Origin of the sequence: Acinetobacter sp. NIPH 817 (assembly GCF_000368405.1) — a bacterium.
GTDB lineage: Bacteria > Pseudomonadota > Gammaproteobacteria > Pseudomonadales > Moraxellaceae > Acinetobacter.
This window is the reverse complement of sequence record NZ_KB849419.1, coordinates 152,592-175,168: the sequence shown is the minus strand read 5'-3', so window position 1 is coordinate 175,168 and position 22,577 is coordinate 152,592. Positions and strand designations below refer to the sequence as shown.

The following is a 22,577-nucleotide window of genomic DNA, read 5'->3' as shown; positions in this document are numbered from 1 at the left end:
TGCGAAATAAGTCAAAACATTTTTCTAGCAAAAACCAGTGTACGTAAAAATGGAACAGCGTATATTGGCTTATCAGCCCAAAATTTTTTTTTGCGAAACATTGAGCTAACTATCGTCCGTAGGCAATATCGCAGAAATAAGTTGTTTGTTTGACGCTCGAAAGAGCCTTATTGAAAGAAGGGTACGCTATGCACATGCCATCGCCTAATACTGTAGCTCCCGCTCAAGGTTTATATCAACCTGATGAGTTTAAGGATAACTGTGGTTTTGGACTGATTGCCCATATGAAGGGTGAATCAAGTCATCATCTTGTAGAAACCGCGATTCACAGTTTAAGTTGCATGACGCACCGTGGTGGTATTGCCGCAGATGGCAAGACGGGAGATGGTTGCGGCTTATTATTGGCGATGCCAAAGCAATTTTTCCGTGATGAAGCAAAAAAACTAAGCGATATTACACTTAGCGAAGTTTTTGCTGTAGGAACGGTATTTTTAAATGTCGATCCGGCATTAGCACAGCACTCTAAAAATATTTTAACTAAAGAAATTGAGGCTGATGGCTTACGCGTATTGGCTTGGCGTGTTGTCCCTACAAATAACGATGCACTAGGTGAAATTGCACTTCAATCTTTACCTGCTTTTGAACAGGTCATTGTGAACTGTCCAATGGGTGTAACTGAAGTTGAGTTTAACCGTAAACTATTCTTGGCACGTCGTCGTGCAGAACAACAATTACAAAATGATCCATCATTCTATGTGACTACGCTTTGTTCGACAGTAATTAGCTATAAAGGCTTGATGATGCCGGCTGCGATTGCTGAGTTCTATACAGACTTAGCAGATGAGCGTTTAAAATCACATATCGTGGTATTCCACCAACGTTTCTCGACCAACACTTTACCGCGTTGGCCTTTGGCGCAGCCATTCCGTTACCTTGCGCATAATGGTGAAATCAATACTATTACAGCAAACCGTAACTGGGCATTAGCGCGTACGCCTAAATTTGAAAATCCATTGTTACCGGGCTTAACTGAGCTTAATCCGATTGTGAACCGTACTGGTTCAGACTCTTCAAGCTTAGATAACATGCTTGAGATCTTGGTGGGTGGTGGTATGGATTTATTCCGTGCGTTACGTATGCTCGTACCACCAGCTTGGCAAAACGTTGAAACTTTGGATGCAGACTTACGTGCATTCTATGAGTTCAACTCTAAGCATATGGAAGCTTGGGATGGTCCAGCAGGTTTAGTAATTCAAGATGGTCGTCATGCCATCTGTATGCTTGACCGTAATGGTTTACGTCCTGCACGTTGGGTCATTACCAAAAATGATTACATCACCTTGGCATCTGAAATTGGTGTTTGGGGTTATGAACCTGAAGATGTTATTTCTAAAGGTCGCGTAGGCCCTGGCCAAATTTTAGTAGTTGATACTTTAACTGGCAAAGTACTTGATACAAAAGATGTAAATACACATCTTAAAAACATGCGTCCGTACCGTGAATGGTTGCGTGATCATGCAATTCGCTTAAATGCTAATCCTGAACTTGAAGAACAATTAGTTGATCAAGGCTTAACTGGTGATGCTTTAAAAGCAGCTCAAAAAATGTTTATGGTGACATTTGAAGAGCGCGACCAGTTGTTGCGTCCGATTGCTGAAAGTGGTCAGGAAGCTGTAGGTTCAATGGGTGATGATACGCCAATGGCTGTATTGTCTCGTCAAGTACGCCATGTGACTGATTATTTCCGTCAACAATTTGCGCAAGTAACAAACCCGCCAATTGACCCGTTACGTGAATCGATTGTAATGTCGCTCGAAACCTGTTTAGGCCGTGAGCAGAATGTATTTGAGCAGGGGCCAGAGCACGCAGATCGACTCATTATTTCGAGTCCTGTTCTGTCTAACTCAAAAATACAGCAAATTCGTACTATTGATCGTGCAGGCTATGAGTCTGTTGACATCAATTTAAACTATGCTGAAGAAGAAGGTTTGCAAGCTGCGATTACACGCATTTGTGAAGAAGCAGCACAAGCTGTTCGTGATGGTAAAACCTTAATTATTTTAACTGACAAAAATATTCGTCAAGGTTTTTTACCTGCAAATGCAGCACTTGCAACAGGTGCGGTACACCATTACCTCATTAAGACGGGTTTGCGTACTGATGCAAACATTTTGGTTGAAACTGGTTTTGCACGTGATCCACACCAATTTGCGGTATTACTTGGTTTTGGTGCTACAGCAGTTTATCCATACCTTGCATATGACGTAATTAATGATTTGATTGCGAAAGGTGAGCTTTTAGGTGATCCAATCCATGCTCAGGCGAACTTCCGTAAAGGTATTGAGAAAGGCTTATTAAAAGTTCTTTCAAAAATGGGTATCTCTACAGTTGCTTCGTATCGTGGTGGTCAGCTTTTTGAAGCAGTGGGTTTATCATCTGAAGTTGTAGATCAGTGCTTCTTGGGTGTTCCAAGTCGTATTCAGGGTGCAACATTTGTTGATCTTGAAAAAGACCAGAAAAAATTAGCTGCTACAGCATGGTCAAATCGTAAACCAATTGATCAAGGTGGTCTGCTTAAATTTGTGTTTGATAAAGAGTATCACGCGTTTAACCCAGATGTGATTAACTCATTACACAAAGCGGTTCGCTCTGGTAAATACGAACACTTTAAAGAATATGCTGAGTTGGTAAATAACCGTCCAGTAGCGACTATTCGTGACTTATTCAAGTTAAAAACAACGAATTCGATTCCAGTTGAGCAAGTTGAATCAGTTGAAGAGATCTTGCCTCGTTTTGACTCGGCTGGGATGTCTTTAGGTGCTCTTTCTCCAGAAGCGCATGAAGCGATTGCAATTGCGATGAACACGATTGGCGGTCGTTCAAACTCTGGTGAGGGTGGTGAGGATCCAGTTCGCTACGGCACAATTCGTAACTCGAAAATCAAACAGATCGCATCTGGTCGTTTTGGTGTAACGCCTGCATATCTAACTTCTGCTGAAGTATTGCAAATTAAAGTTGCTCAAGGTGCAAAACCAGGTGAAGGCGGTCAGTTACCGGGCGGTAAAGTAAATGGTTTAATTGCACGTTTACGTTACTCAGTGCCGGGTGTAACACTGATTTCACCTCCACCACACCACGATATTTACTCAATTGAAGATTTGTCTCAGTTAATTTTTGACTTGAAACAAGTTAACCCCCAAGCAATGGTTTCAGTAAAACTGGTATCTGAACCGGGTGTAGGTACGATTGCAGCTGGTGTTGCGAAGGCATATGCAGACTTCATTACCATTTCTGGTTATGACGGTGGTACTGCTGCATCTCCACTTTCATCAATTCATCATGCGGGCTCTCCATGGGAGTTGGGTCTTAGTGAAGCGCATCAAGCACTTCGTGTAAATGACTTGCGCGGAAAAGTACGTGTACAAACTGATGGTGGTTTAAAAACCGGTCTTGATGTGATCAAGGCAGCAATTTTAGGTGCGGAAAGTTTCGGCTTTGGTTCAACACCAATGATTGCTTTAGGTTGTAAATACCTCCGTATTTGTCACTTAAATAACTGCGCAACCGGCGTTGCAACTCAACAAGATCATTTACGTCAAGAACACTACATTGGCGAACCAGAAATGCTCATCAATTTCTTCCACTTCATTGCGGAAGAAACACGTGAATGGTTGGCAGCATTAGGTGTGTCTTCATTGAAAGACTTAATCGGTCGTGTTGATTTACTCGAAGTATTGCCGGGTGAAACTGAAAAACATGCTCATCTTGATTTAAGTGCATTGTTAACTTCTCATCCATCTGCTGAAGGTAAAGCGCAGTACTGTGAAGTACAAGGGAATGCACCATTTGATAAAGGTGTGTTAGCTGAGAAAATGGTTGCTGAAATGCTTCCTGCAATTGAATCAAGTGCAGGTGGTCAGTTCAACTTCAATGTTGTGAACTGTGATCGTTCAATCGGTGCTCGTGTGTCAGGTGAAATTGCTCGTCGCTATGGCAATTTAGGCATGGAAGTACACCCAGTTGTGATGAACTTAACTGGTACAGCTGGTCAGTCACTTGGTGTATGGAACGCGGGTGGTTTACACATCCGTCTTGAAGGTGATGCAAACGACTATGTGGGTAAAGGTATGGCAGGTGGTCGTATCTCAATCTTCCCACCAAAAGGTTCACCTTTCCAAACTCAAAACACAGCAATTATTGGTAATACCTGTTTGTATGGCGCAACTGGCGGTAAGCTTTTTGCAGCGGGTACAGCGGGTGAGCGTTTTGCAGTTCGTAACTCTGGTGCGTTTGCTGTAATTGAAGGTGCTGGCGATCACTGCTGTGAATATATGACAGGTGGTGTTGTGACTGTACTTGGTAAAGTAGGCCATAACTTTGGCGCAGGCATGACTGGTGGTTTTGCTTATGTACTTGACCTTGACAATGACTTCGTAGATTACTACAACCACGAATTGATTGATTTAAATCGTATTTCAACAGAATCTATGGAAGATCATAAAGAGTTCTTGTTGCGTATTATCGATGAGCATATTAAAGAAACAGGTAGTGCCTGGGCTTATAAGATCCGCAATGAGTTCGATTTCTACAGCCGTAAATTCTGGCTTGTGAAACCAAAGGCTGCTAATTTACAAACGCTTTTGAAAACAACACAAGCTGATCCACAATAATTCCACGACTGCAACGACATAGGCAGGTGCGGACAACAGTGAAAACCGCGCCTACCCACGGAGAGAGACATGGCAGAACGCCTAAATAATGACTTTCAATTTCTGGATGTAGCACGCCAAGATCCAGAGAAAAAAGATATTACTGTCCGCAAAGCAGAATTTGTGGAAATTTATAAGCCTTTTACATCGGAAACTGTCACTAATCAGACTCACCGTTGTTTAGGTTGTGGTAACCCATATTGCGAATGGAAATGTCCTGTACATAACTACATTCCAAACTGGTTAAAACTCATCGCTGAAGGCCAAATTTTCCAAGCTGCTGAGCTTTGTCATCAAACGAATACACTACCTGAGGTATGTGGTCGCGTATGTCCACAAGACCGTTTGTGTGAAGGTGCTTGTACCTTAAACGATGGTTTTGGTGCAGTAACAATTGGTAATGCTGAAAAATATATCAACGATACAGCCTTTGCTTTGGGCTGGCGTCCAGATATGTCAGGCGTGAAATGGACTGACAAAAAAGTTGCCATTATTGGGGCTGGTCCTGCTGGTTTAGGCTGTGCAGATATTCTAGCTCGCGGTGGTGTTAAACCAGTTGTATTCGATAAGCGTCCTGAAATTGGTGGCTTACTTACATTTGGTATTCCAGAATTTAAAATGGAAAAAGATGTGATGAAACGCCGCCGTGAAATTTTCACAGGTATGGGCATCGAATTCCGTTTGAATACTGAAATTGGTACAGATGTAACCATTGATGAATTACTTGCAGAATATGATGCGGTGTTCATGGGTATGGGAACTTATACCTACATGAAGGGTGGTTTCCCGGGTGAAGATCTTAATGGTGTTTATGATGCTCTTGATTTCCTAATCTCTAATGTGAACCGCTGCCAAGGTTGGGAAAAAGATCCAAGTGAGTACATCAGCTTAGATGGTAAAAAGGTGATTGTACTTGGTGGTGGTGATACAGCGATGGACTGTAACCGTACTTCATTACGTCAAGGCGCTCATGATGTAACGTGTGCATACCGTCGTGATGAAAGCAACATGCCAGGTTCTGCACGTGAAGTAAAAAATGCCTATGAAGAGGGTGTAAAATTCCTATTCAATCGTCAACCGATAGAAATCGTTGGTGAAAATGGCAAAGTGACAGGCGTAAAAGTAGTAACGACACAAATGGGTGAACCAGATAGTCGTGGCCGTCGTAGTCCTGAACCAGTTCCAGGTTCTGAAGAAGTATTACCAGCCGATGCTGTTTTACTTGCATTCGGTTTCCGCCCAAGCCCAGCGGATTGGTTTGGTAACGCGAATATTAATCTTGATGGTTCAGGCCGTGTTGTTGCAGCTGAAAAACAAGAATTCAAATTCCAGACATCAAACCCGAAAATCTTTGCTGGTGGTGATATGGTGCGTGGCTCAGATCTAGTTGTGACAGCGATTTGGGAAGGCCGTCAAGCTGCTGAAGGCATTTTGGATTACCTTGGTGTTTAATAAATTAGTTTGTTAAATACTGAAAAAGCCTACTTCAAGTAGGCTTTTTTATTGTCTACCATTAGTCACTTTGATGTTTTTGGCAAATATAATAAGCTTTTTTGCCCTTTTTAGCTTTTTAAGCTCGCGACATACTCAAAACTTCCTTCTTCAATACAATAGGTGTTGAGTATGAACATCGCAGGTATGACGGCAGAAAAATCATATTTAAATCGTCGAAAAGCGTTGGGTATTACAGTGCGTCGTCTTGAATTTAATCCAAAGGCGATCAAGCGGCACTATTTTGCAAATTCACCGCTCATGTCTCATTTTTTAACTGCACTCTCATCAACGTTTCCAGTAGGTGAGCAATTTTTTGTAAATAGCGTACGTAATGTGCGTGATAAAGTTTCAGACCCTCAATTACAAGCGCAAATTGCAGCTTTCATTGGACAAGAGGCTATGCATTCCAAAGCACATGGCGAGTTTAATGAAGCTTGGCGCCGTGATGATTATAATCTGGATAGTTTTCAAAACTGGTTAAATGAGCGCGATAAATACTTAAGAACGATTCCACCTAAGCTGCAATTAGCTCTTACCTGTGCTTTTGAACATTTTACAGCTCTCCTTGGAGCATATGTCTTACAACATCCAGAATTGTTAAAAACATTAGATCAAGATGCGTTAAAACTTTGGGTATGGCATGCGATTGAAGAAATTGAGCATCGTTCAGTCGCATTCGATGTCTATCAACATGTATATGGAGATGACCGTATACGCCGTTTACTCATGCGTAGCGTCACGACTGGGTTTGCGAGTCTCGCTTTTTATGGGACAACTCGTTTATTTTGGCAAGATAAATGGAATAGCTTACCTAAAATCGGAGGTAATTTATTTGGCTCATATTTGCTGATAAAGATGCTTGTTCAATTAATGCCTGAATACTTCGCATATTACAAAAAAGATTTTCATCCTAGTCAAAAAGATTACGACAAGATGGTGGATTACTGGAAAAGTTCTTTAGCAGAAGAATACCAAATGGCAAGTTTTCAACAAGAAAAAGATCAAAGATTAAGTTAATAGAAAACCGGATTTAAAAATCCGGTTTTTAAAAATCAATAAAATAAAAGCAACACAATAATGCCAAATTCATCATACAATCGGGTAAAGAGGTCAAAAATATAAAGAAAAACTTGAGGATAATGTGACGATGAAAACGTTGAAACAATTAGCGATCGCAACAACACTTGCCAGCACCTTACTATTTTCGGGATGTGGCTATAACACTCTACAAGTAAAAGATGAGGCTGTAACAGCAGCATGGTCTGAAGTACAAAACCAATATCAACGTCGATCAGACTTGGTGCCAAACCTTGTCAATGTGGTAAAAGGTTATGCTAAACATGAAGAGCAAGTATTAACCGAAGTAACACAGGCACGCTCGAATGTTGCAGGTTTAAAAGTTGATAAAGAAGTTCTAGAAGATCCAGCTTTACTTGAAAAATATCAACAGGCTCAAAGTCAATTAACAGGGGCATTATCTCGATTGATTGCTGTGTCTGAAAACTACCCAGATTTGAAAGCCAATACTCAATTCCAAGAATTACAAGTTCAGCTTGAGGGTACAGAAAACCGTATCGCAGTTGCACGTAATCGTTATATTACAACAGTGCAAGATTACAACGGATATGTACGCCAGTTCCCACAAGCAGTGACCGCAAAAGTAATTGGTATGCATCCTAAAGCCAATTTCTCTGCAGAAGCTTCTGCACAACAGGCTCCAAAAGTTTCTTTTGATTAATTTAATAAATCAAAGGAGTGCTGTATGAGAAATATTATATTGCTTCAGTCTAAGCAAATTAAGGTCTTTATTGCGACCTTAATTTTGCTCTGTTGTGGTGTTCTTTTTCAGAATACAGCATGGAGTGAAAGTAATATTGCAACTGCTACTGATGAGACCGATGCAGTAGTAGCGGGCAAAATCATTCAAAAACAGCAAAATCAAGCCACTGCCTCTAAGACAGGTGAACAAGCTGCTTCAAGTGTTGCAGCCTCGCCTAAAGTCTCTAACGATATGGCAGACGGTGAATCAATTCGTGGTTTGCCAACTTTAAATCAGCCTGTTATTGATCAAGCTAATATTTTAAGTGAGGCTGAGAAACAGCAGCTTGACCAAAAAATTCTAAGTTTATACCAACAAGGTAAAGCGCAGATTGGTATTGTGATTGTTCCTACCACTGGCCAAGAAGATATCTTTGATTATGCGTTACGTGTTGGTGAAAAGTGGCAATTGGGATCATCTAAACGTGATAATGGATTACTCATTGCAGTCGCTGTAAATGACCGCCGTATACAAATTTTAACCGGCTATGGTTTAGAAGGTGTGTTACCTGATATTGTGGCAAGTCGGATTATTCGAAACCAAATTACACCTTATTTTAAACAAGCCCAATATGCGCAAGGTTTAAATGCAGGTCTGGATGAAATTGGTAGAATTTTAAATCTTGACCCAGAAGTAGCTCAGCAAGCTGCTCAAGATTTAAAAGAACGCCAACATCAAGCTGCGGAAGAACAACAAGCCAAACAAACAACGCTGACAATGGCTTTATTTATTCTGGTTGCTGGAATTGTGGGTTCATTTATTGTCGGTCGTCCACTTAGTGCCTCTACAGCAGGTGTCGCTGCTGCAGTAGCAGGTTTTGTAAATGGTGCTGGGCTAGTGACTAGCTTATTACTTGGTTTTGGTATTTTCTTTTTACTCATTACTTCAATTGCCCAACTTATTTTACAGGCCATTTTAAGTGGTTCTGGTGGGGGCGGTCGCGGAGGTGGCTTCGGCGGTGTTGGCGGAGGCTATGGCGGTGGTGGAGGTCGTTTTGGTGGTGGAGGTGCTTCAGGCTCATGGTAACAACATCAGAAACAACACAAATTATTACTCAACCAAAAATTGAGGAATCAGTAGAACCTAGCCTAAAACGTTGGTTCAAGCACTTTTGTTACTTGCCAGCCAGTAGTCGTTATTTTTCAAAACAAGATAAACAAGCCATTGCTGATGCGGTACAGCAGGCAGAACATGGGCATGTTGGAGAAATACAGGTTGTAATTGAAGGCCATATTCCATGTTTACAAGCCTATAGACAAAACACGCGTTTAAGGGCACAGCAGTTATTTGCAGAGTTAGGCGTTTGGGATACGGCATTAAATAGCGGCGTATTGTTATACCTAAATTTATGTGAACGTACTGTAGAAGTTATATTTGACCGTGGTATTAGAAATGCGACTAACGATCAGGTCTGGCAGCAGATTTGTGAGTCTATCGTTCAAAAACTTAAACAAAAACAATATCAACAAGCTGTCGTGATGGGTGTGCAGCAAATTGGAGAGGTATTGTCACATTTTTATGATGAAAACATGCCAGATCAATCCAATGAATTGGGAAATGCTCCGATTATTCTTAATTAACTCGCCTTGTAGTATTCTTATATTAGCTAATTTTCATAATTTTACTTTTAAAGGTGACTGACAAAAAATGTCACCTACTTATTTATTTTTTAAAGAGATTTTGTTCACATAAATAAATATAAACTTTGAATTGTGTATTTTATTTTTTTTAATACGTGAAGTGTTTTTATAAAAATTTATATGACATTTTTTGTCACTTACTTACACCTGTTTAATATTTAAGAATAGTTGAATTTAATATAAGTATTTGTTTTTTATTTGAAATAAAAGTTGGCATGGATGCTGCTATATAGTTAATAGCTGAAAAGGCTTATATAAAAACATACATACAATCTTTGGGGAAAAGGCTATGAATGCACAAAAAGGTTTTACATTAATTGAACTCATGATCGTGGTTGCGATTATCGGTATTTTGGCGGCAATTGCGATTCCTGCTTATCAAAATTATATTGCTAAGTCTCAAGTAGGAACAGGTTTAACCGATATTACAGCTGGTAAAACTAATACAGAAACTAAATTAGCAGAAGGTTTAGCAGCTAATTTATCTGCAGCATCTGACGTAGGACTACAAAGCTCAAGTAATGCTTGTTCTTCTATTTCAGTATCTGTTGCTACTACTGGATTGACAACAATTGAATGTACATTGCAAGGTACTTCTCAAATCAACGGTAAGAAAATTTCTTGGGAACGAACAGCTGATAGTGCTACAGCAGGCACTACGGGTACATGGCGTTGTAAAACTGATGTTGCAACAAATTTACGTCCTAAATCATGTGGTGCTTCGTAATAAATAGCTAAAAAAAGAGAGGTTAAGACCTCTCTTTTTTATTGAAAAAATAAATATGTTAAAAAAAATTATTCTATTTCTTTTAGTTGTAATTTATCTTATTGCAGCATTATTGGGTTATCAAATTGGTTGGTCTAATTTTCAATACGATGAGCTTCGTCTATTACAATTCCCATTAGCACTATGTGCTTCGTTAATTTTGATTTTTACAAAAAAAATAGAATATTCAATTTTCACTCAAATTACTTTTTTTTTGATTGGTGTATTAACTGCTATACAGATAGCAAGTTATAGCATTTTTCAGATTCAAGAACTTTGTTCTGCAATAGCATTATTATTTATATTTTCAGCTTTAACATATGAGTTAAGGAATGTAAAAAATATAGAAAATGGCCTAGCATTAATCGTTGTTTCAGCATTTATTCCTTGTTTATTTATTTGTATTTCCATCATTAATTTTATTTTTTATAAACAATGGTTTGATTGGCAGTTTAACTCCGGCACGATCCGAATTTATGACAGTGTTATAGTTCCTATTTTCTTTTTTTTAATTTTTTTGAAAAATAAAAACTATCCTTATATTCATTATTTTTATCCAGTTGCTATTTTCTTTTTTACTCTAGCATGGTGCTTTGATGGTGCTAGATCCGCCTTACTTGCAGTAATGATAGGGTTGTTAGTTTTCTTTATATACTCTCAAGAAAATCGAAAGCTTATTTTGCAAAGCTGTATTTACATTTTTTTAGCTTTTTTGGCTTATAAAACTACTATTTATTTAGCTGATAAAAATACAATGACTGTAATACGAACAGGTACATCGTTGCGTGCAGAGATGTGGAGTTTTGTTTTTGAACAATGGAAAGAGCAACCATGGTCTGGAGTAGGAGGAGGTTATCTCTCAAAAATTCAATACAAATATGGACATCACATGCATAACCTATATTTAAGGTTAATTTTTGAGTGGGGAGTCGTTGGATGTATTTGTTTAGTGTGGATGATATATCAAATTATTAGATTATTCTTAGATAAGAGTGTTTTACCTATTGCAAAAGCTGGTGTTGCGGCAATTTTAATTGATGCGATGTTCTCGGGAAGTATGGTTTATCCTGCTTCACAAATGGCCTGTATATTATTTTTGGCATTTGCTTTTTCTCAAATGAAATTAGCTATTAATTTAAAGCCTTATAATTCAATGACAAAAATACTTATCAGTTTATGGGGGGCTTTATTTTTATATATTACGATCATGTATTTAGGACAAGACTTAACTTGTTGGGGATGTGCGAGTTATGTTGGACGGATGGCACCAAATTTTTGGTTTTATGGTGGTACAGAGCATTTAGTCTCAACTACACAACTTCCTTAATTTATTCTACTGTAGGGTTTAGAGGTACTGATCACATAAATGGGCGTAGTTACAATTTCTTTAAGGCTTCCATGTATAATTCTTTCAAGTTTTAGCCTCTAACCTGTCACTATGCAAGTATTCTTCCTATTCCTCGCTGCAATCCTGTTAGGTTTTGCATGGTTGTCTCCATTTCACTACAGCCCTTGGGTCATGTTCTCGAGTGAAGTAAGTACTTTTGGGGCTGGATTATGCGTATTAGCCGCCCTAATTCAGCAAAATATAAAAATTCCCAGAGCACAGCTATTATTGCTGCCATTTACTTTAATTCCGATAGTGCAGTGGGGTTTTGGTTTAGTTTTTGATCTGAGCACATCCTTATTGAGTTCATTTTACTTTCTAGGTTTTTGGGTTATGGTCTTGGCTGGTTACAATCTGTCTTTAGATCAACAAAAGCGAGATCAAATCTTTTCGGGTTTTAGCTTACTCGTAATTATTGTATCTGTTGTTACTAGCTTCATTGCAATTTGCCAGTGGTTAAATATCGAGTCACATTTTGTTCATATGCTTCATCTGATTGGTAACCGTCCATACGGCAATTTTGGTCAACCCAATAATATGGCAACCTTCCTAATTATTGGATTATTAGGATGTTTATATTTATATGAAAAAAATAAAGTAACATTGTGGTTGCTCTTACCTTCAGCACTGATTATTTTGTTCGCGGTTGCATTGAGTCAATCGCGTACCTCATGGATTGTTTTTCCATTTTTATTCATCTATTGGGTTGTTAAGCAATTTAAACAGCAAAAGCGTTTTGGATTTATTCAAAGTCTTTTGTGGTGTGTTGGTTTTTTTGTAATTGCAGGGATAATTTTACCCTTTGCAACAAACCTCATTGAAGCATGGTCAAGTACAAATGTAACCGAAGCAAGTACTTTGGTGGAACGAGCAAGCTCTGGGTATTTACGTTTTAATATCTGGTCGCAAATGTTACTTGCTGTACAGCAGCACCCTTGGTTGGGGTATGGCTGGAATCAAACCAGTGTGGCACAAATTACTGTTTATCATGCTTTTTCGACAGGAGAGTGGACGACTAGTGCCCATAATGTATTACTTGATTTAATTATCTGGAATGGTATTCCATTAGCTACTGTAATCATTGCTTACTTTACATGTTGGTTCTTTTGGCTAAATCAACAAGCTAAAAATACCATCTCGATTGTAGCGATTATGATGGTATGTACCGTGCTTACTCATGCCATGTTAGAGTTCCCACAGCGCTATGCTTATTTCTTACTTACTTGTGGTTTTTTACTTGGTGTTGTGCAAGCACAGAGTCCAGTGCTCAAAGGAATTGTGCTTAATAAACAACTTCTCCGCTTAATATGGGTTGTAAGTTTATTACTGATTATTGCGATCTTACGTGATTACAATGTGTATGTTCTAAATAGTAATTTGCTTTTTAATAATAAGCGTCCAAATGCTGAATTTATGGGAAGCAGTAAGATTTTTGTTTTAACGCAATTTGAAGAGCGTTTAAAATGGATTGAACTTAATTCTGAAACTGCATTACCCGAAGCTGACTTAGTTCATTGGGAAAATTTCGTAAAGAATAAACCTACTCCCTATAACTTACGTAAATATGCAAAATTACTAGCTTATAATGGAAAAGTAGAGCAAGCAGAGCAGCAAATATTTATTTTACAGCATCTCTATAAACAAAAAATAACGCTACCAGAGTTATTAAAAGAAAAGTAATAAAAAATCCCCTTGTATTCAAGGGGATTTTTTCATGAGAAATTACATCTGACTCTGGATGTAATTTTCAATACCAACGCTGCCGATAAGGTCAATTTGAGTATCTAACCAGTCCCAATATTCTTCTTCTTTTTCTAAAATTTCTTGAACAAGATCACGCGTCACATAGTCTTGTTCTGTTTCAGCGAGTGCAACTGCTTTTTGAATCGCTTCTATATTTTCTTTCACTTTACGAATGTCACATTGCAGAACTTCTTCTGTATGTTGACCAATATAAAGTTTGCCTAAGTGCTGAAGATTAGGTAAACCTTCCAAGAATAAAATACGTTCAATAATTTTGTCTGCATGCTTCATTTGACGAATGGATTCTTTGTATTCAGCAGAGCCAAGCTGCTCAATTCCCCAATCATTAAACATGCGTGAATGTAAAAAATATTGATTAATTGCAGTTAGATGATGATACAGCACTTGGTTGAGCTGATTAATGACATCACGATTGCCTTTCATTGTAGCTACTCCAAAACAATTTCTGCCTTAATTCAATTAAGGCAATCTATAAAACCATTCTAGTGAACAAACAGTGATATGGCGAGTAATTTATAGAACAGCAAATGAAAATCGCAATCAAAAACAACACAATATTAGGAAAGGAGAGTTTCCAACCAAAAAAAACCGCTTGAATGAGGAACTATTAACGTTCCGCAAAAAGCGGTGGAGGAGCTAATAAATACTATTAAATTTTTATAAATCTTTTACGCAGCTACAGAAATACGAGCAGCGATTTCTGCTAATTCTTCATTAATAATAGCACGTGCTTCTGGTGCACAGCGTCCACAGCAAGTACCAAGATCAAGCAAATCACGAATTTCGCGATAGCTTTCTGCGCCATTTTCAACAGCGTCTTTAATATCTTGATCGGTAATGCCACGACACAAGCAAACGTACATGGGAGTGATCCCCAAATATAAATGCGATAATTGATATTATTGATAATTATTATCGTTTGTCAATGAAATTCATTTAAAATCTCATTTATTATTATTGGGAATTTGGATAAAAAAATACCACCTGAGCGGAAATCTGAGTTATGTTCAGATTTTATACAAAGGTGGTTCATGATTTAGAGTTAATAATTTAACAAAAAATATTCAATATATTTTTATATCTTATTGATTAATAACTACAATACCATCCATTTCAACTAAAGCACCTTTTGGTAAACTTGCTACACCAAGTGCTGCACGTGCAGGATACGGTTGCGCAAAATATTCACCCATAATTTGGTTTACAAGTTGGAAGTTTGATAAATCAGTTAGAAAAATATTGAGCTTGGCAATGTCTGCTAGAGAACCGCCGGCAGCTTCACAAACTGCTTTTAAATTATCAAATACACGGCGAATTTGAGCTTCAATACCTTCTACAAGTTCCATACTGTATGGGTCTAAACCAATTTGCCCTGAAAGATATAATGTATTATCTACTAAAATGGCTTGAGAGTATGTGCCGATAGCAGCAGGGGCATTTTCAGTATGAATTACTTGGCGGGACATTTGGTTCTCCTTGATTAAATCTCATTTCATCATAATCGATGATCGCTTTGGACAAAAGTATCATCGATTTAATTGATTAAGTGGATTTGGAAAGTTTGATTTTGTTAAAGAAACATAAATCTGACCAATAGCCCTTGTAAAGACTTAGCTTACTTTTGAAATTTCCATCTGTGGATTAGGCGCATCCAAACGCTCAATACGTGGAAAACCATAATGCATGCGTAAGTCACGGATGACTTTTGCAATATGTTTACGATTGTTCACTACAATATTAACGAAAGTTCTTTGCTCATTTGAGTGAACCATTTCTACCCCTGCATTATTTTTACGACATTGATAGATCAGGTCTGATACCTGCTCATCATTCATTGCCATTTCTATAGCGAGGTAGGCTGTAAAACGAACATCGTCTACATCATCTGCTTTCCATTGAAGCGGCATAATATTTTCAGGATGTAGATGTTGTTCATGTAGCAAGTTATGGCAACGGATACGATGCACAATTAACCCACGACGTGTTAAATGTCCTTGAATTGGGTCGCCCAAAACTGGATTACAGCAATGCGCATATTTAACATCGATACCTTCGGTGCTTTGAATGAGTCGATCTGAATTTTCCACTTGTGGATGCTTGTCATGAGCAAATAAGTGATTAGCTACAAGTTGAGGTAGTAGGTCGCCAACTGCAATTTGTTCAAACAATGTATTTTTATTATCAATGTGGCGCCATTGAAGTAAATCTAACCAGTCGGATTCAGAGAGATCGTTAATCGAACGGTTAAAGAGTTTCAGTGCTCGAGAAAGTGCTTGCGCACCGACTAAACGTTGTTCTTCAATATCTTGATCTTTAAGGACATGCTGTAAAGCACGGCGAGCTTTTTGCGTATTAATGAAACTTAACCAGTCTGGATTTGGTGTTGCTAAAACATCCGTAATCACTTCAATAACCTGACCGCTGATTAATGGTGTCGATAGTGGTTTAATCTCACCATCTACTTTTGCACCAACGGCATGGTTACCTAAAAATAAACTGGCTGAATAAGCAAAATCAACTACGGTAGCACCTTGTGGTAACTCGTGGAGCTGGCCATGTGGAGTGTAAACCCAAATTTTTTCTTGATGTAAGTAATCTAATAAATCATTGAAAGTCGTTTTTGCACATTCTCCATCAATAAGCGTATTCAGGTTTTGCATAGAGGCTTGAATAGCTGAACGACAAGTTTGTGGCGCATTTTCACCAAGCACTACCCCAAAGCGAGCAGCTTTACGCATAAGCTCGGTTTGAATGGTAAGAGAAAGTGTAGTTTTTTCGCCTTTGAGCTTAATTAATAAAGACTGGTTGCCACCCGGTAGCGGACGACGGATATGGTCCTGATATTGAATGACCTGAAAGTTTTCTCTTAAAGCATCAACTAGGCGGTCACAGTCGGCAATTGATTGTAAAACGATTTCAAAAGCATGGCTGTGGGTAAGCTCTTGTAAATCCATCTCATTTTTAACAAAATGGCGTAATAATTCGATATTGTTATTTTTCTTTTTAATGCGGCCTTGAATATGATAATTATGAAGAAGTTCAGCAAGGTTTTGTTCCCAGATACTTTGATATTTACATCGCTCTGGTTTGGTTTGACGTAGTGCATTTTGCACGTTATCAAACATATCAAGATCAAGATTTTGATAACAAAGATTTTCTAGATTATCACCCATTTCATTCATGCCGACTAATCTTGCCATTGGCACAAAGATATCAAGAGTTTCTTGAGCAATACGGGCACGTTTATCTGGACGTAAAGCACCTAGAGTTGTCATATTATGATAGCGGTCAGCTAATTTAATAATAATGACACGTGGATCTTGTAGGGTCGCTTGCAAGATTTTTCGGAAGGAGGCGGCTTTGTTATATTCTTTATCACTTGATTGGCTAAGTTTGGTTACGCCGTCAACTAGCTCGGCAACCGTCAAGCCAAATTTTTCAGTAATATCTTCTTTTGTATATTGAGTGTCTTCAATAACATCATGCAAAAGTGCTGCCATTAAGGTTTCAGCATCTAAACGCATGTTCGCAAGAATACAGCTGACAGCAATTGGGTGCAGAATGTAGGGTTCACCACTTTTACGTGTAATGCCAGTATGCGCTAGATCGGCAAAATCACAGGCAGCAAGCACTTTCTCGACCTCACTTACCGATAAGTAAGGGTCGATAATCAATTTAAGCTGTTGCTTGGCTTGGCTGACCTCTTCGCCTGGCATAAATCACCCTTTTTCCTAATACTGAAAAACTAAATCTATCTACTTCTTAATGAAAAGCATATTGCGGAACTTGTCAATTTTTTCATTTGAAAAAGTGTATTTTTTTTTCAATGAAAATAATTGCTTTTTTCAATATCTTTAAGTTCAAGACAAAGCCAAATAAAAAACCACCGCAGAAAAACGATGGTTTTTTTATGAAACAGAATTAATTAGAAAGAAAAACCTTCTAAATTCAAGCTGTTTGTAGAAAGAGCAAGATCAAGACTAGAAGTTTGATAATCTTGTTCACGTTGCTTAAGAATTTCTTTCGTAACGTGCCCTGCCGCGATTTCGCGCAAAGAAACTACAGTCGGTTTGTCGTTATCCCATTCTACAGTTGGCTCCATGCCTTGACGTGCCAATTGACGAGCACGTTTACTTGCAACGAGCACAAGCTCAAAACGGTTGTCTACATGATCTAAACAATCTTCAACGGTGACGCGTGCCATAAAAGTTCTCGTTTTGGAATGGTGAATTTGAACAGACTAAACAGTATAAAAGGCTTTCGATCTAGACTCAAGTTATTCCTGTTTTGGTTGAGGAGTAATCAAGTCTTGAATTAATGTTTGATAACGTTTCGCTTGCTGAGAGAGCACTAGACGGTTTGCTGTAATTACAGCTTCAATCTCATGTAACGCTTTATTAAAGTCATCATTAATAATGATGTAATCAAAGTTCGTGTAATGCTGCATATCTTCAACTGCACAACTTAAACGATGCTCAATGACTTCAACTGAGTCAGTGCCGCGATTAGATAAACGCTGACGCAGATCAAATTGAGTTGGGGGTAAAATAAATATTTGCTTTGATTCAGGGAAAAGTTTGCGGACTTGTTCTGCACCTTGCCAATCAATTTCAAGTAGAACATCGTGTCCTTGAGCTAACTGTTGTTTTACAGTTGCTTGAGAAGTGCCATAGTAATTACCAAATACTTCAGCGTATTCAATAAAACCGTCATGGTTGACTTGGTCTAGAAATTCATCTTTTGTAGTGAAGTGATAGTGAACACCATCTAATTCACCGGGACGTTGACCTCGGGTAGTATGTGAGACTGAAACATGTAAATTGCTCACACGGTCAAGCAGGGCTTTCACCAAAGATGTTTTGCCCGTTCCTGATGCAGCAGAAACGACAAACAATAGACCCGACATGATATTTTTCCTGATATGATAAAATATCTTCGCTATTGTAGTGTACCGTGCGTTTAAACTGAATAGTTTTAATTGCAAATATTCAAGAGAAATTCCCCTGTTTTATTAATTTTGAGGCTGTTATGGAAATTGTGTTAGCTAATCCGCGTGGTTTTTGTGCCGGTGTTGATCGAGCCATAGCAATCGTCAATCGGGCTTTAGAATGTTTTAACCCTCCTATTTATGTACGTCATGAGGTTGTACACAATAAATTTGTTGTTGATGACTTGCGTCAAAGAGGGGCGGTTTTTGTTGATGAACTAGATCAGGTTCCGGATGACTCAATTGTAATTTTTAGTGCTCACGGTGTTTCAAAAGCTGTTCAACAAGAAGCAGAGCGTCGAGGCTTAAAAGTATTTGATGCAACTTGTCCTTTAGTTACTAAAGTTCATATTGAAGTGACTAAATATGCGCGTGAAGGTACTGAAGCCATTTTAATTGGTCATGAAGGGCACCCAGAAGTTGAAGGAACAATGGGTCAATATGATAAATTGAAAGGTGGTGACATTTATCTAGTTGAAGATGAAGCTGATGTTGCTGCGCTTGCTGTAAGACATCCTGAAAAACTTGCATTTGTAACTCAAACAACTTTATCTATTGATGATACGGCTAAAGTTATTGATGCCTTGCGTGCAAAATTCCCTCATATTCAGGGGCCGCGTAAAGATGATATTTGCTACGCTACTCAAAACAGACAAGATGCTGTACGTGACTTGGCGGAGCAGTGTGATGTGGTCTTAGTTGTTGGTTCACCTAACTCATCAAATTCAAATCGTTTACGTGAGCTTGCAGAGCGTATGGGCAAAGCTGCTTACCTTGTAGATAATGCTGACCAGTTAGAACAGTCATGGTTCAATGAGACTTGTAAAATTGGTGTGACAGCGGGTGCTTCAGCACCAGAAATTCTGATTAAGCAAGTGATTCAACGTTTACAAGATTGGGGTGCGCAAGCACCTAAAGAATTAGATGGACGTGAAGAGAACATAACCTTTAGTCTTCCTAAAGAATTACGTATTCATGTGACTCAAGCATAAAGTGTGACTTATTTAACATACTGATTTTAAAATAGTAAACAGATAATTGTTGATGTGACAGTTATCTGTTTTTTTATACCCTTCATCTGCTTTGTATTTGTTTTGTAAATCTAAACCGTAAAATTTAAATAATAAATAAAAAATTCTTAAGTTTATTTGGGGTTCTGGGGATGAGGGGAATTATTCCGCAAGAAGGGTTCACCTTGGTTGAGCTTATGGTGACGATTATAGTAATGACCATCATTGCAATGATGGCCGCACCGTCTATGTCGAATTTATTAGAAAGTAAACGACTAGATGAAAATCAACGAGACTTAATCAATACTTTGTCTGAATCAAAAAGCCAAGCAATACTTGGTCGACAAGATGTAACTATTAATCTGAATTCAACAGCTTCAAATACATCAACATCTTTTAATTGGAAAGCTGCAGCCAATAATATTCTTGAGCTCAAAAATATTGCTGCTAATGGTACGCAGAGTTCACTAACAGCGACGACGTTAACTTTTAATGCGAATGGAGTTGTAAGTAATATCACCCAAGACACACTTTTATCTATTTGTAATTCAAAAATAAATAAAAAGAAAATTATTATTTTAACGAAGCTTGGCACATTAATTTTTAAAGCTGAGGAGACATGTTAATGCGGGGCTCTAAGCAAAAAACTCAAGCTGGGGTTGGTTTATTAGAAGTATTGGTCGCCTTAATTTTACTTGCGATAGGAATTTTAGGATATGTCGCTTTGCAAATTCGGGCTATGGATGCTTCTTCAGAAGCATTAAGTAAATCTCAAGCCATTATGATTATGAGAGGATTAGCAGAAAATATTCGCGTAAATAGTTCTCAAGCTAGTCAATATCCTGCATTTGTTCGTAGTTATAGCAATTATTCATCTACTACTGCAGCCCCTTCGTTGTGTTTCAATGCCGCTTGTACGCCTTCTCAACTTGCTCAATTTGATGCGTATCAAGCAGCGAGAAATGCTGATCAACTTGGCATGAAAATCACAATGACAAATTGCCCTGGGGTTACAAGCACAATGACCCAGCAGAGGCAATGTCTGTTCGTTTTTTGGGGAAAAACCTCTCCAGTAATTACAACAAATGGGGGAGTCACTACCGCGGATGTGTCGAGCTGTATGAGTACAGATGGTGTTTATGCCAATAATTCAAATTGTTTGATGATGGAGGCATATTAATGGCTCACTCATTTGTATCCTGGAAACAACGAGGCTTTACATTAATTGAGCTTATGGTTGCATTGGCTTTAGGCCTAATTTTAGTAGCTGCAGCAACTCAATTATTTATTGGTGGACTTTTATCAAGTCACCTACAAAAAGCAAATGCTGAAATACAAGATAGTGGTATTTTTGGTTTGGAATATATTGCCCGTGATATACGCCTTCTAAATTATGGAAATGTAACCAACCCAATATTAACCGATACGACGCCTTGGGGCGGGGTTGTGCTAACTGGCTCAACAGCAACTAATAATAACACTGTTAATTTTGTCCCTAATGTTGGAACAAATACTTATATTGCTGACACATTACTAAGTCGTGGTGCAAGCGATACGGTAAGTACTGTGAGTAATCACTGGAAAGGTCTTTCAAATATACAGAATAGTTCAAATGCTGCTGTGCAAAGTGATCAACTGACGATTCAATTTATTGCGCCTACGAATATGACTAATTGTGAAGGTATAAATGTCCTTGCAGGAGATTTAATTGTAGAGCGTTATTTCTTACGTCTTGATAGTAATGGTAGCTCCCAGCAAGATTATGCACTTGCATGTGATGCAAATACTCCCTCTGCTGTAGCCGCCGCAGCTCAACCTACCACTATTACTGGCTTGGGTGACGCCGGCCAAATCGTATTACCGCGTATTGACCATTTTCATGTGTTATTCGGTGCAAAAAATGCGGCTGGCAATTTTGCTTACTATACGATTCCCCAGTATCGAGCTGCTGCACAGGCTGCCAGAGATGCCACACCATCTGTAATGGCACCGCGAATTCTTTCAATACAAATATCTGTACTAGCCCGTTCCACGAATAATGCCCAAAACAGAGCAATAGATCCTGCCCAGTCTTTTTTTATGTTAGATCAAACTGTACATGCTTCTGATAATACAACTCGATTCTTACGTCGCACTTATAACGTAACAATTGCTCTACGCAATGCGATGGGGGAAAGTTTATGACCCATTTAATTCAGAAAAGTAGATCTAAGGAAAAAGGGGCAACTCTTATTGTTGTACTTATTATTTTATTAGTTGTTATTTCTGTAGGTGTTTTAGCAATAAGAGTGGCTATTGTATCTTTAAAAGTTGCTACCAATAGCCAAGTTAGCCAATTAAATTTTCAGTCATCTGACACGCCTTTAGAACTCATTGTACAGATGAATCCTACTACCCTAACTAATATTACTAATGTGATTGGGGCAGCGCTCAAAGAGCACGAAAGTAACCCCGGTGCAGAATACAACTTTTGTTATAAGCCTGTTTCTACAGCAACAAATTTTGCTCAGACCAGAGGTGCAAGTTTACTTCGTGCAGGAAGTGCCAATAATGCGGTAGTCGAAGATGGCGGAGTCGCAGGTTTCTGCGATTTAACAAGTGACTATGGAAGTAATCGTCAAGCTGTCGTTACGCAAGTTGCTGTAAGTATTCCAACAGACGCTACAAATGATATTCCTGGTTCAAATTTACCTCGAGGAACAAACACTTCCGAAGGTACTCAACTGCCTAAAAGTATGCTGTCTACTCAACGTATTCGAGTGATTACAACAGCTTTTTTGCCAGCATACGCCTCTAGTTCTATTGAAACTTTACAAGCTGATTGCTTAAGCACGAGTTCGGCAAAAATTAGCGACAATTTTGATACTGCATTAGCGACTAAACAAACATTGGCGGAATGTTTGGCAAATCATAACGTGCCTTTTAGCACCCAAGTTCAAGAATTTAACTATACCAATAAATTAACTCAAATTACGGCACCAGGTTCATAACGGGGAATATC

20 protein-coding genes and 1 pseudogene are annotated in these 22,577 nt (G+C 38.5%); 14 read left to right on the top strand and 7 right to left on the bottom strand.

Annotated features, from left to right (window positions below):
- Positions 1-194: 194 nt before the first annotated feature.
- The 9 genes from gltB (at position 195) to F968_RS02145 (ending at position 13,495) form a co-directional block, all read left to right on the top strand.
- A complete protein-coding gene (gene gltB / locus F968_RS02185; protein WP_171065142.1) occupies positions 195-4,670 on the top strand; it encodes a glutamate synthase large subunit in 4,476 nt (1,491 codons plus the stop codon).
- Between the two features lie 69 nt (positions 4,671-4,739).
- Positions 4,740-6,161, top strand: coding sequence for an FAD-dependent oxidoreductase (locus F968_RS02180; RefSeq protein WP_004789801.1), 1,422 nt, complete (start codon positions 4,740-4,742; stop codon positions 6,159-6,161).
- Between the two features lie 171 nt (positions 6,162-6,332).
- A complete protein-coding gene (locus F968_RS02175; RefSeq protein WP_004789800.1) occupies positions 6,333-7,220 on the top strand; it encodes a metal-dependent hydrolase in 888 nt (295 codons plus the stop codon).
- Between the two features lie 130 nt (positions 7,221-7,350).
- Positions 7,351-7,941, top strand: a complete 591-nt coding sequence (locus F968_RS02170) for a LemA family protein (RefSeq protein ID WP_003653797.1) — start codon at positions 7,351-7,353, stop codon at positions 7,939-7,941.
- 24 nt (positions 7,942-7,965) lie between these two features.
- Positions 7,966-9,048 (top strand): TPM domain-containing protein, encoded by a 1,083-nt coding sequence (locus tag F968_RS02165; RefSeq protein WP_004789797.1) that lies wholly within the window; start codon positions 7,966-7,968, stop codon positions 9,046-9,048.
- Positions 9,042-9,602, top strand: a complete 561-nt coding sequence (locus F968_RS02160; RefSeq protein ID WP_004789795.1) for a TPM domain-containing protein — start codon at positions 9,042-9,044, stop codon at positions 9,600-9,602. Before F968_RS02165 ends, F968_RS02160 begins: the two co-directional genes overlap by 7 nt.
- Before the next feature lie 349 nt (positions 9,603-9,951).
- A complete protein-coding gene (locus F968_RS02155; protein ID WP_004789794.1) occupies positions 9,952-10,389 on the top strand; it encodes a pilin in 438 nt (145 codons plus the stop codon).
- Positions 10,390-10,444: 55 nt separating this feature from the next.
- Positions 10,445-11,755: an O-antigen ligase family protein gene (locus tag F968_RS02150; protein WP_004789792.1), complete on the top strand. Its 1,311-nt coding sequence runs from the start codon at positions 10,445-10,447 to the stop codon at positions 11,753-11,755.
- A 111-nt stretch (positions 11,756-11,866) separates the two neighbouring features.
- Positions 11,867-13,495 (top strand): PglL family O-oligosaccharyltransferase, encoded by a 1,629-nt coding sequence (locus tag F968_RS02145; RefSeq protein WP_004789791.1) that lies wholly within the window; start codon positions 11,867-11,869, stop codon positions 13,493-13,495.
- A gap of 42 nt (positions 13,496-13,537) precedes the next feature.
- Here the strand turns inward: F968_RS02145 and bfr are convergent, their stop codons facing one another.
- The 7 genes and pseudogenes from bfr to gmk form a co-directional block, all read right to left on the bottom strand.
- Positions 13,538-14,002 (bottom strand): heteropolymeric bacterioferritin subunit Bfr, encoded by a 465-nt coding sequence (gene bfr, locus F968_RS02140; protein WP_000678123.1) that lies wholly within the window; start codon positions 14,000-14,002, stop codon positions 13,538-13,540.
- Positions 14,003-14,247: 245 nt separating this feature from the next.
- Positions 14,248-14,442 (bottom strand): bacterioferritin-associated ferredoxin, encoded by a 195-nt coding sequence (locus F968_RS02135; protein ID WP_004789790.1) that lies wholly within the window; start codon positions 14,440-14,442, stop codon positions 14,248-14,250.
- 219 nt (positions 14,443-14,661) lie between these two features.
- Positions 14,662-15,045: a RidA family protein gene (locus F968_RS02130; RefSeq protein ID WP_004789789.1), complete on the bottom strand. Its 384-nt coding sequence runs from the start codon at positions 15,043-15,045 to the stop codon at positions 14,662-14,664.
- 144 nt (positions 15,046-15,189) lie between these two features.
- Entirely contained in the window at positions 15,190-17,295 is a 2,106-nt protein-coding gene (locus F968_RS02125) for a RelA/SpoT family protein (RefSeq protein ID WP_004789788.1), read from the bottom strand.
- A gap of 39 nt (positions 17,296-17,334) precedes the next feature.
- A pseudogene (locus tag F968_RS20195) lies at positions 17,335-17,424 on the bottom strand (hypothetical protein); the annotation flags it as partial.
- A gap of 80 nt (positions 17,425-17,504) precedes the next feature.
- Positions 17,505-17,783, bottom strand: a complete 279-nt coding sequence (rpoZ, locus tag F968_RS02120; RefSeq protein WP_002116990.1) for a DNA-directed RNA polymerase subunit omega — start codon at positions 17,781-17,783, stop codon at positions 17,505-17,507.
- 72 nt (positions 17,784-17,855) lie between these two features.
- Positions 17,856-18,485 carry a guanylate kinase gene (gene gmk, locus F968_RS02115; protein ID WP_004789787.1) on the bottom strand — a complete coding sequence of 210 codons (630 nt, stop codon included), beginning with the start codon at positions 18,483-18,485 and terminating at the stop codon, positions 17,856-17,858.
- 122 nt (positions 18,486-18,607) lie between these two features.
- Here gmk and ispH point away from each other — a divergent pair, with 122 nt between their 5' ends.
- From ispH to F968_RS02090, 5 genes are all read left to right on the top strand, one after another.
- Positions 18,608-19,558 carry a 4-hydroxy-3-methylbut-2-enyl diphosphate reductase gene (gene ispH, locus F968_RS02110; protein ID WP_004789786.1) on the top strand — a complete coding sequence of 317 codons (951 nt, stop codon included), beginning with the start codon at positions 18,608-18,610 and terminating at the stop codon, positions 19,556-19,558.
- Between the two features lie 170 nt (positions 19,559-19,728).
- Positions 19,729-20,202: a pilus assembly FimT family protein gene (locus tag F968_RS02105; protein ID WP_004789785.1), complete on the top strand. Its 474-nt coding sequence runs from the start codon at positions 19,729-19,731 to the stop codon at positions 20,200-20,202.
- Positions 20,196-20,756, top strand: a complete 561-nt coding sequence (gene pilV, locus F968_RS02100; protein WP_081399447.1) for a type IV pilus modification protein PilV — start codon at positions 20,196-20,198, stop codon at positions 20,754-20,756. The genes F968_RS02105 and pilV overlap by 7 nt, the downstream gene beginning before the upstream one ends.
- Positions 20,756-21,760 carry a PilW family protein gene (locus F968_RS02095; RefSeq protein WP_004789783.1) on the top strand — a complete coding sequence of 335 codons (1,005 nt, stop codon included), beginning with the start codon at positions 20,756-20,758 and terminating at the stop codon, positions 21,758-21,760. Before pilV ends, F968_RS02095 begins: the two co-directional genes overlap by 1 nt.
- Positions 21,757-22,566, top strand: a complete 810-nt coding sequence (locus F968_RS02090) for a PilX N-terminal domain-containing pilus assembly protein (RefSeq protein ID WP_004789782.1) — start codon at positions 21,757-21,759, stop codon at positions 22,564-22,566. The genes F968_RS02095 and F968_RS02090 overlap by 4 nt, the downstream gene beginning before the upstream one ends.
- Positions 22,567-22,577 lie beyond the last annotated feature (11 nt).

Excerpts from the sequence above, each read along its gene's own strand:
- gltB (WP_171065142.1), top strand. The coding sequence starts at position 195 with ATGCCATCGCCTAATACTGTAGCTCCCGCTCAAGGTTTATATCAACCT.
- F968_RS02180 (WP_004789801.1), top strand. The coding sequence starts at position 4,740 with ATGGCAGAACGCCTAAATAATGACTTTCAATTTCTGGATGTAGCACGC.
- F968_RS02175 (WP_004789800.1), top strand. The coding sequence starts at position 6,333 with ATGAACATCGCAGGTATGACGGCAGAAAAATCATATTTAAATCGTCGA.
- F968_RS02170 (WP_003653797.1), top strand. The coding sequence starts at position 7,351 with ATGAAAACGTTGAAACAATTAGCGATCGCAACAACACTTGCCAGCACC.
- F968_RS02165 (WP_004789797.1), top strand. The coding sequence starts at position 7,966 with ATGAGAAATATTATATTGCTTCAGTCTAAGCAAATTAAGGTCTTTATT.
- F968_RS02160 (WP_004789795.1), top strand. The coding sequence starts at position 9,042 with ATGGTAACAACATCAGAAACAACACAAATTATTACTCAACCAAAAATT.
- F968_RS02155 (WP_004789794.1), top strand. The coding sequence starts at position 9,952 with ATGAATGCACAAAAAGGTTTTACATTAATTGAACTCATGATCGTGGTT.
- F968_RS02150 (WP_004789792.1), top strand. The coding sequence starts at position 10,445 with ATGTTAAAAAAAATTATTCTATTTCTTTTAGTTGTAATTTATCTTATT.
- F968_RS02145 (WP_004789791.1), top strand. The coding sequence starts at position 11,867 with ATGCAAGTATTCTTCCTATTCCTCGCTGCAATCCTGTTAGGTTTTGCA.
- bfr (WP_000678123.1), bottom strand. The coding sequence starts at position 14,002 with ATGAAAGGCAATCGTGATGTCATTAATCAGCTCAACCAAGTGCTGTAT.
- F968_RS02135 (WP_004789790.1), bottom strand. The coding sequence starts at position 14,442 with ATGTACGTTTGCTTGTGTCGTGGCATTACCGATCAAGATATTAAAGAC.
- F968_RS02130 (WP_004789789.1), bottom strand. The coding sequence starts at position 15,045 with ATGTCCCGCCAAGTAATTCATACTGAAAATGCCCCTGCTGCTATCGGC.
- F968_RS02125 (WP_004789788.1), bottom strand. The coding sequence starts at position 17,295 with ATGCCAGGCGAAGAGGTCAGCCAAGCCAAGCAACAGCTTAAATTGATT.
- rpoZ (WP_002116990.1), bottom strand. The coding sequence starts at position 17,783 with ATGGCACGCGTCACCGTTGAAGATTGTTTAGATCATGTAGACAACCGT.
- gmk (WP_004789787.1), bottom strand. The coding sequence starts at position 18,485 with ATGTCGGGTCTATTGTTTGTCGTTTCTGCTGCATCAGGAACGGGCAAA.
- ispH (WP_004789786.1), top strand. The coding sequence starts at position 18,608 with ATGGAAATTGTGTTAGCTAATCCGCGTGGTTTTTGTGCCGGTGTTGAT.
- F968_RS02105 (WP_004789785.1), top strand. The coding sequence starts at position 19,729 with ATGAGGGGAATTATTCCGCAAGAAGGGTTCACCTTGGTTGAGCTTATG.
- pilV (WP_081399447.1), top strand. The coding sequence starts at position 20,196 with ATGTTAATGCGGGGCTCTAAGCAAAAAACTCAAGCTGGGGTTGGTTTA.
- F968_RS02095 (WP_004789783.1), top strand. The coding sequence starts at position 20,756 with ATGGCTCACTCATTTGTATCCTGGAAACAACGAGGCTTTACATTAATT.
- F968_RS02090 (WP_004789782.1), top strand. The coding sequence starts at position 21,757 with ATGACCCATTTAATTCAGAAAAGTAGATCTAAGGAAAAAGGGGCAACT.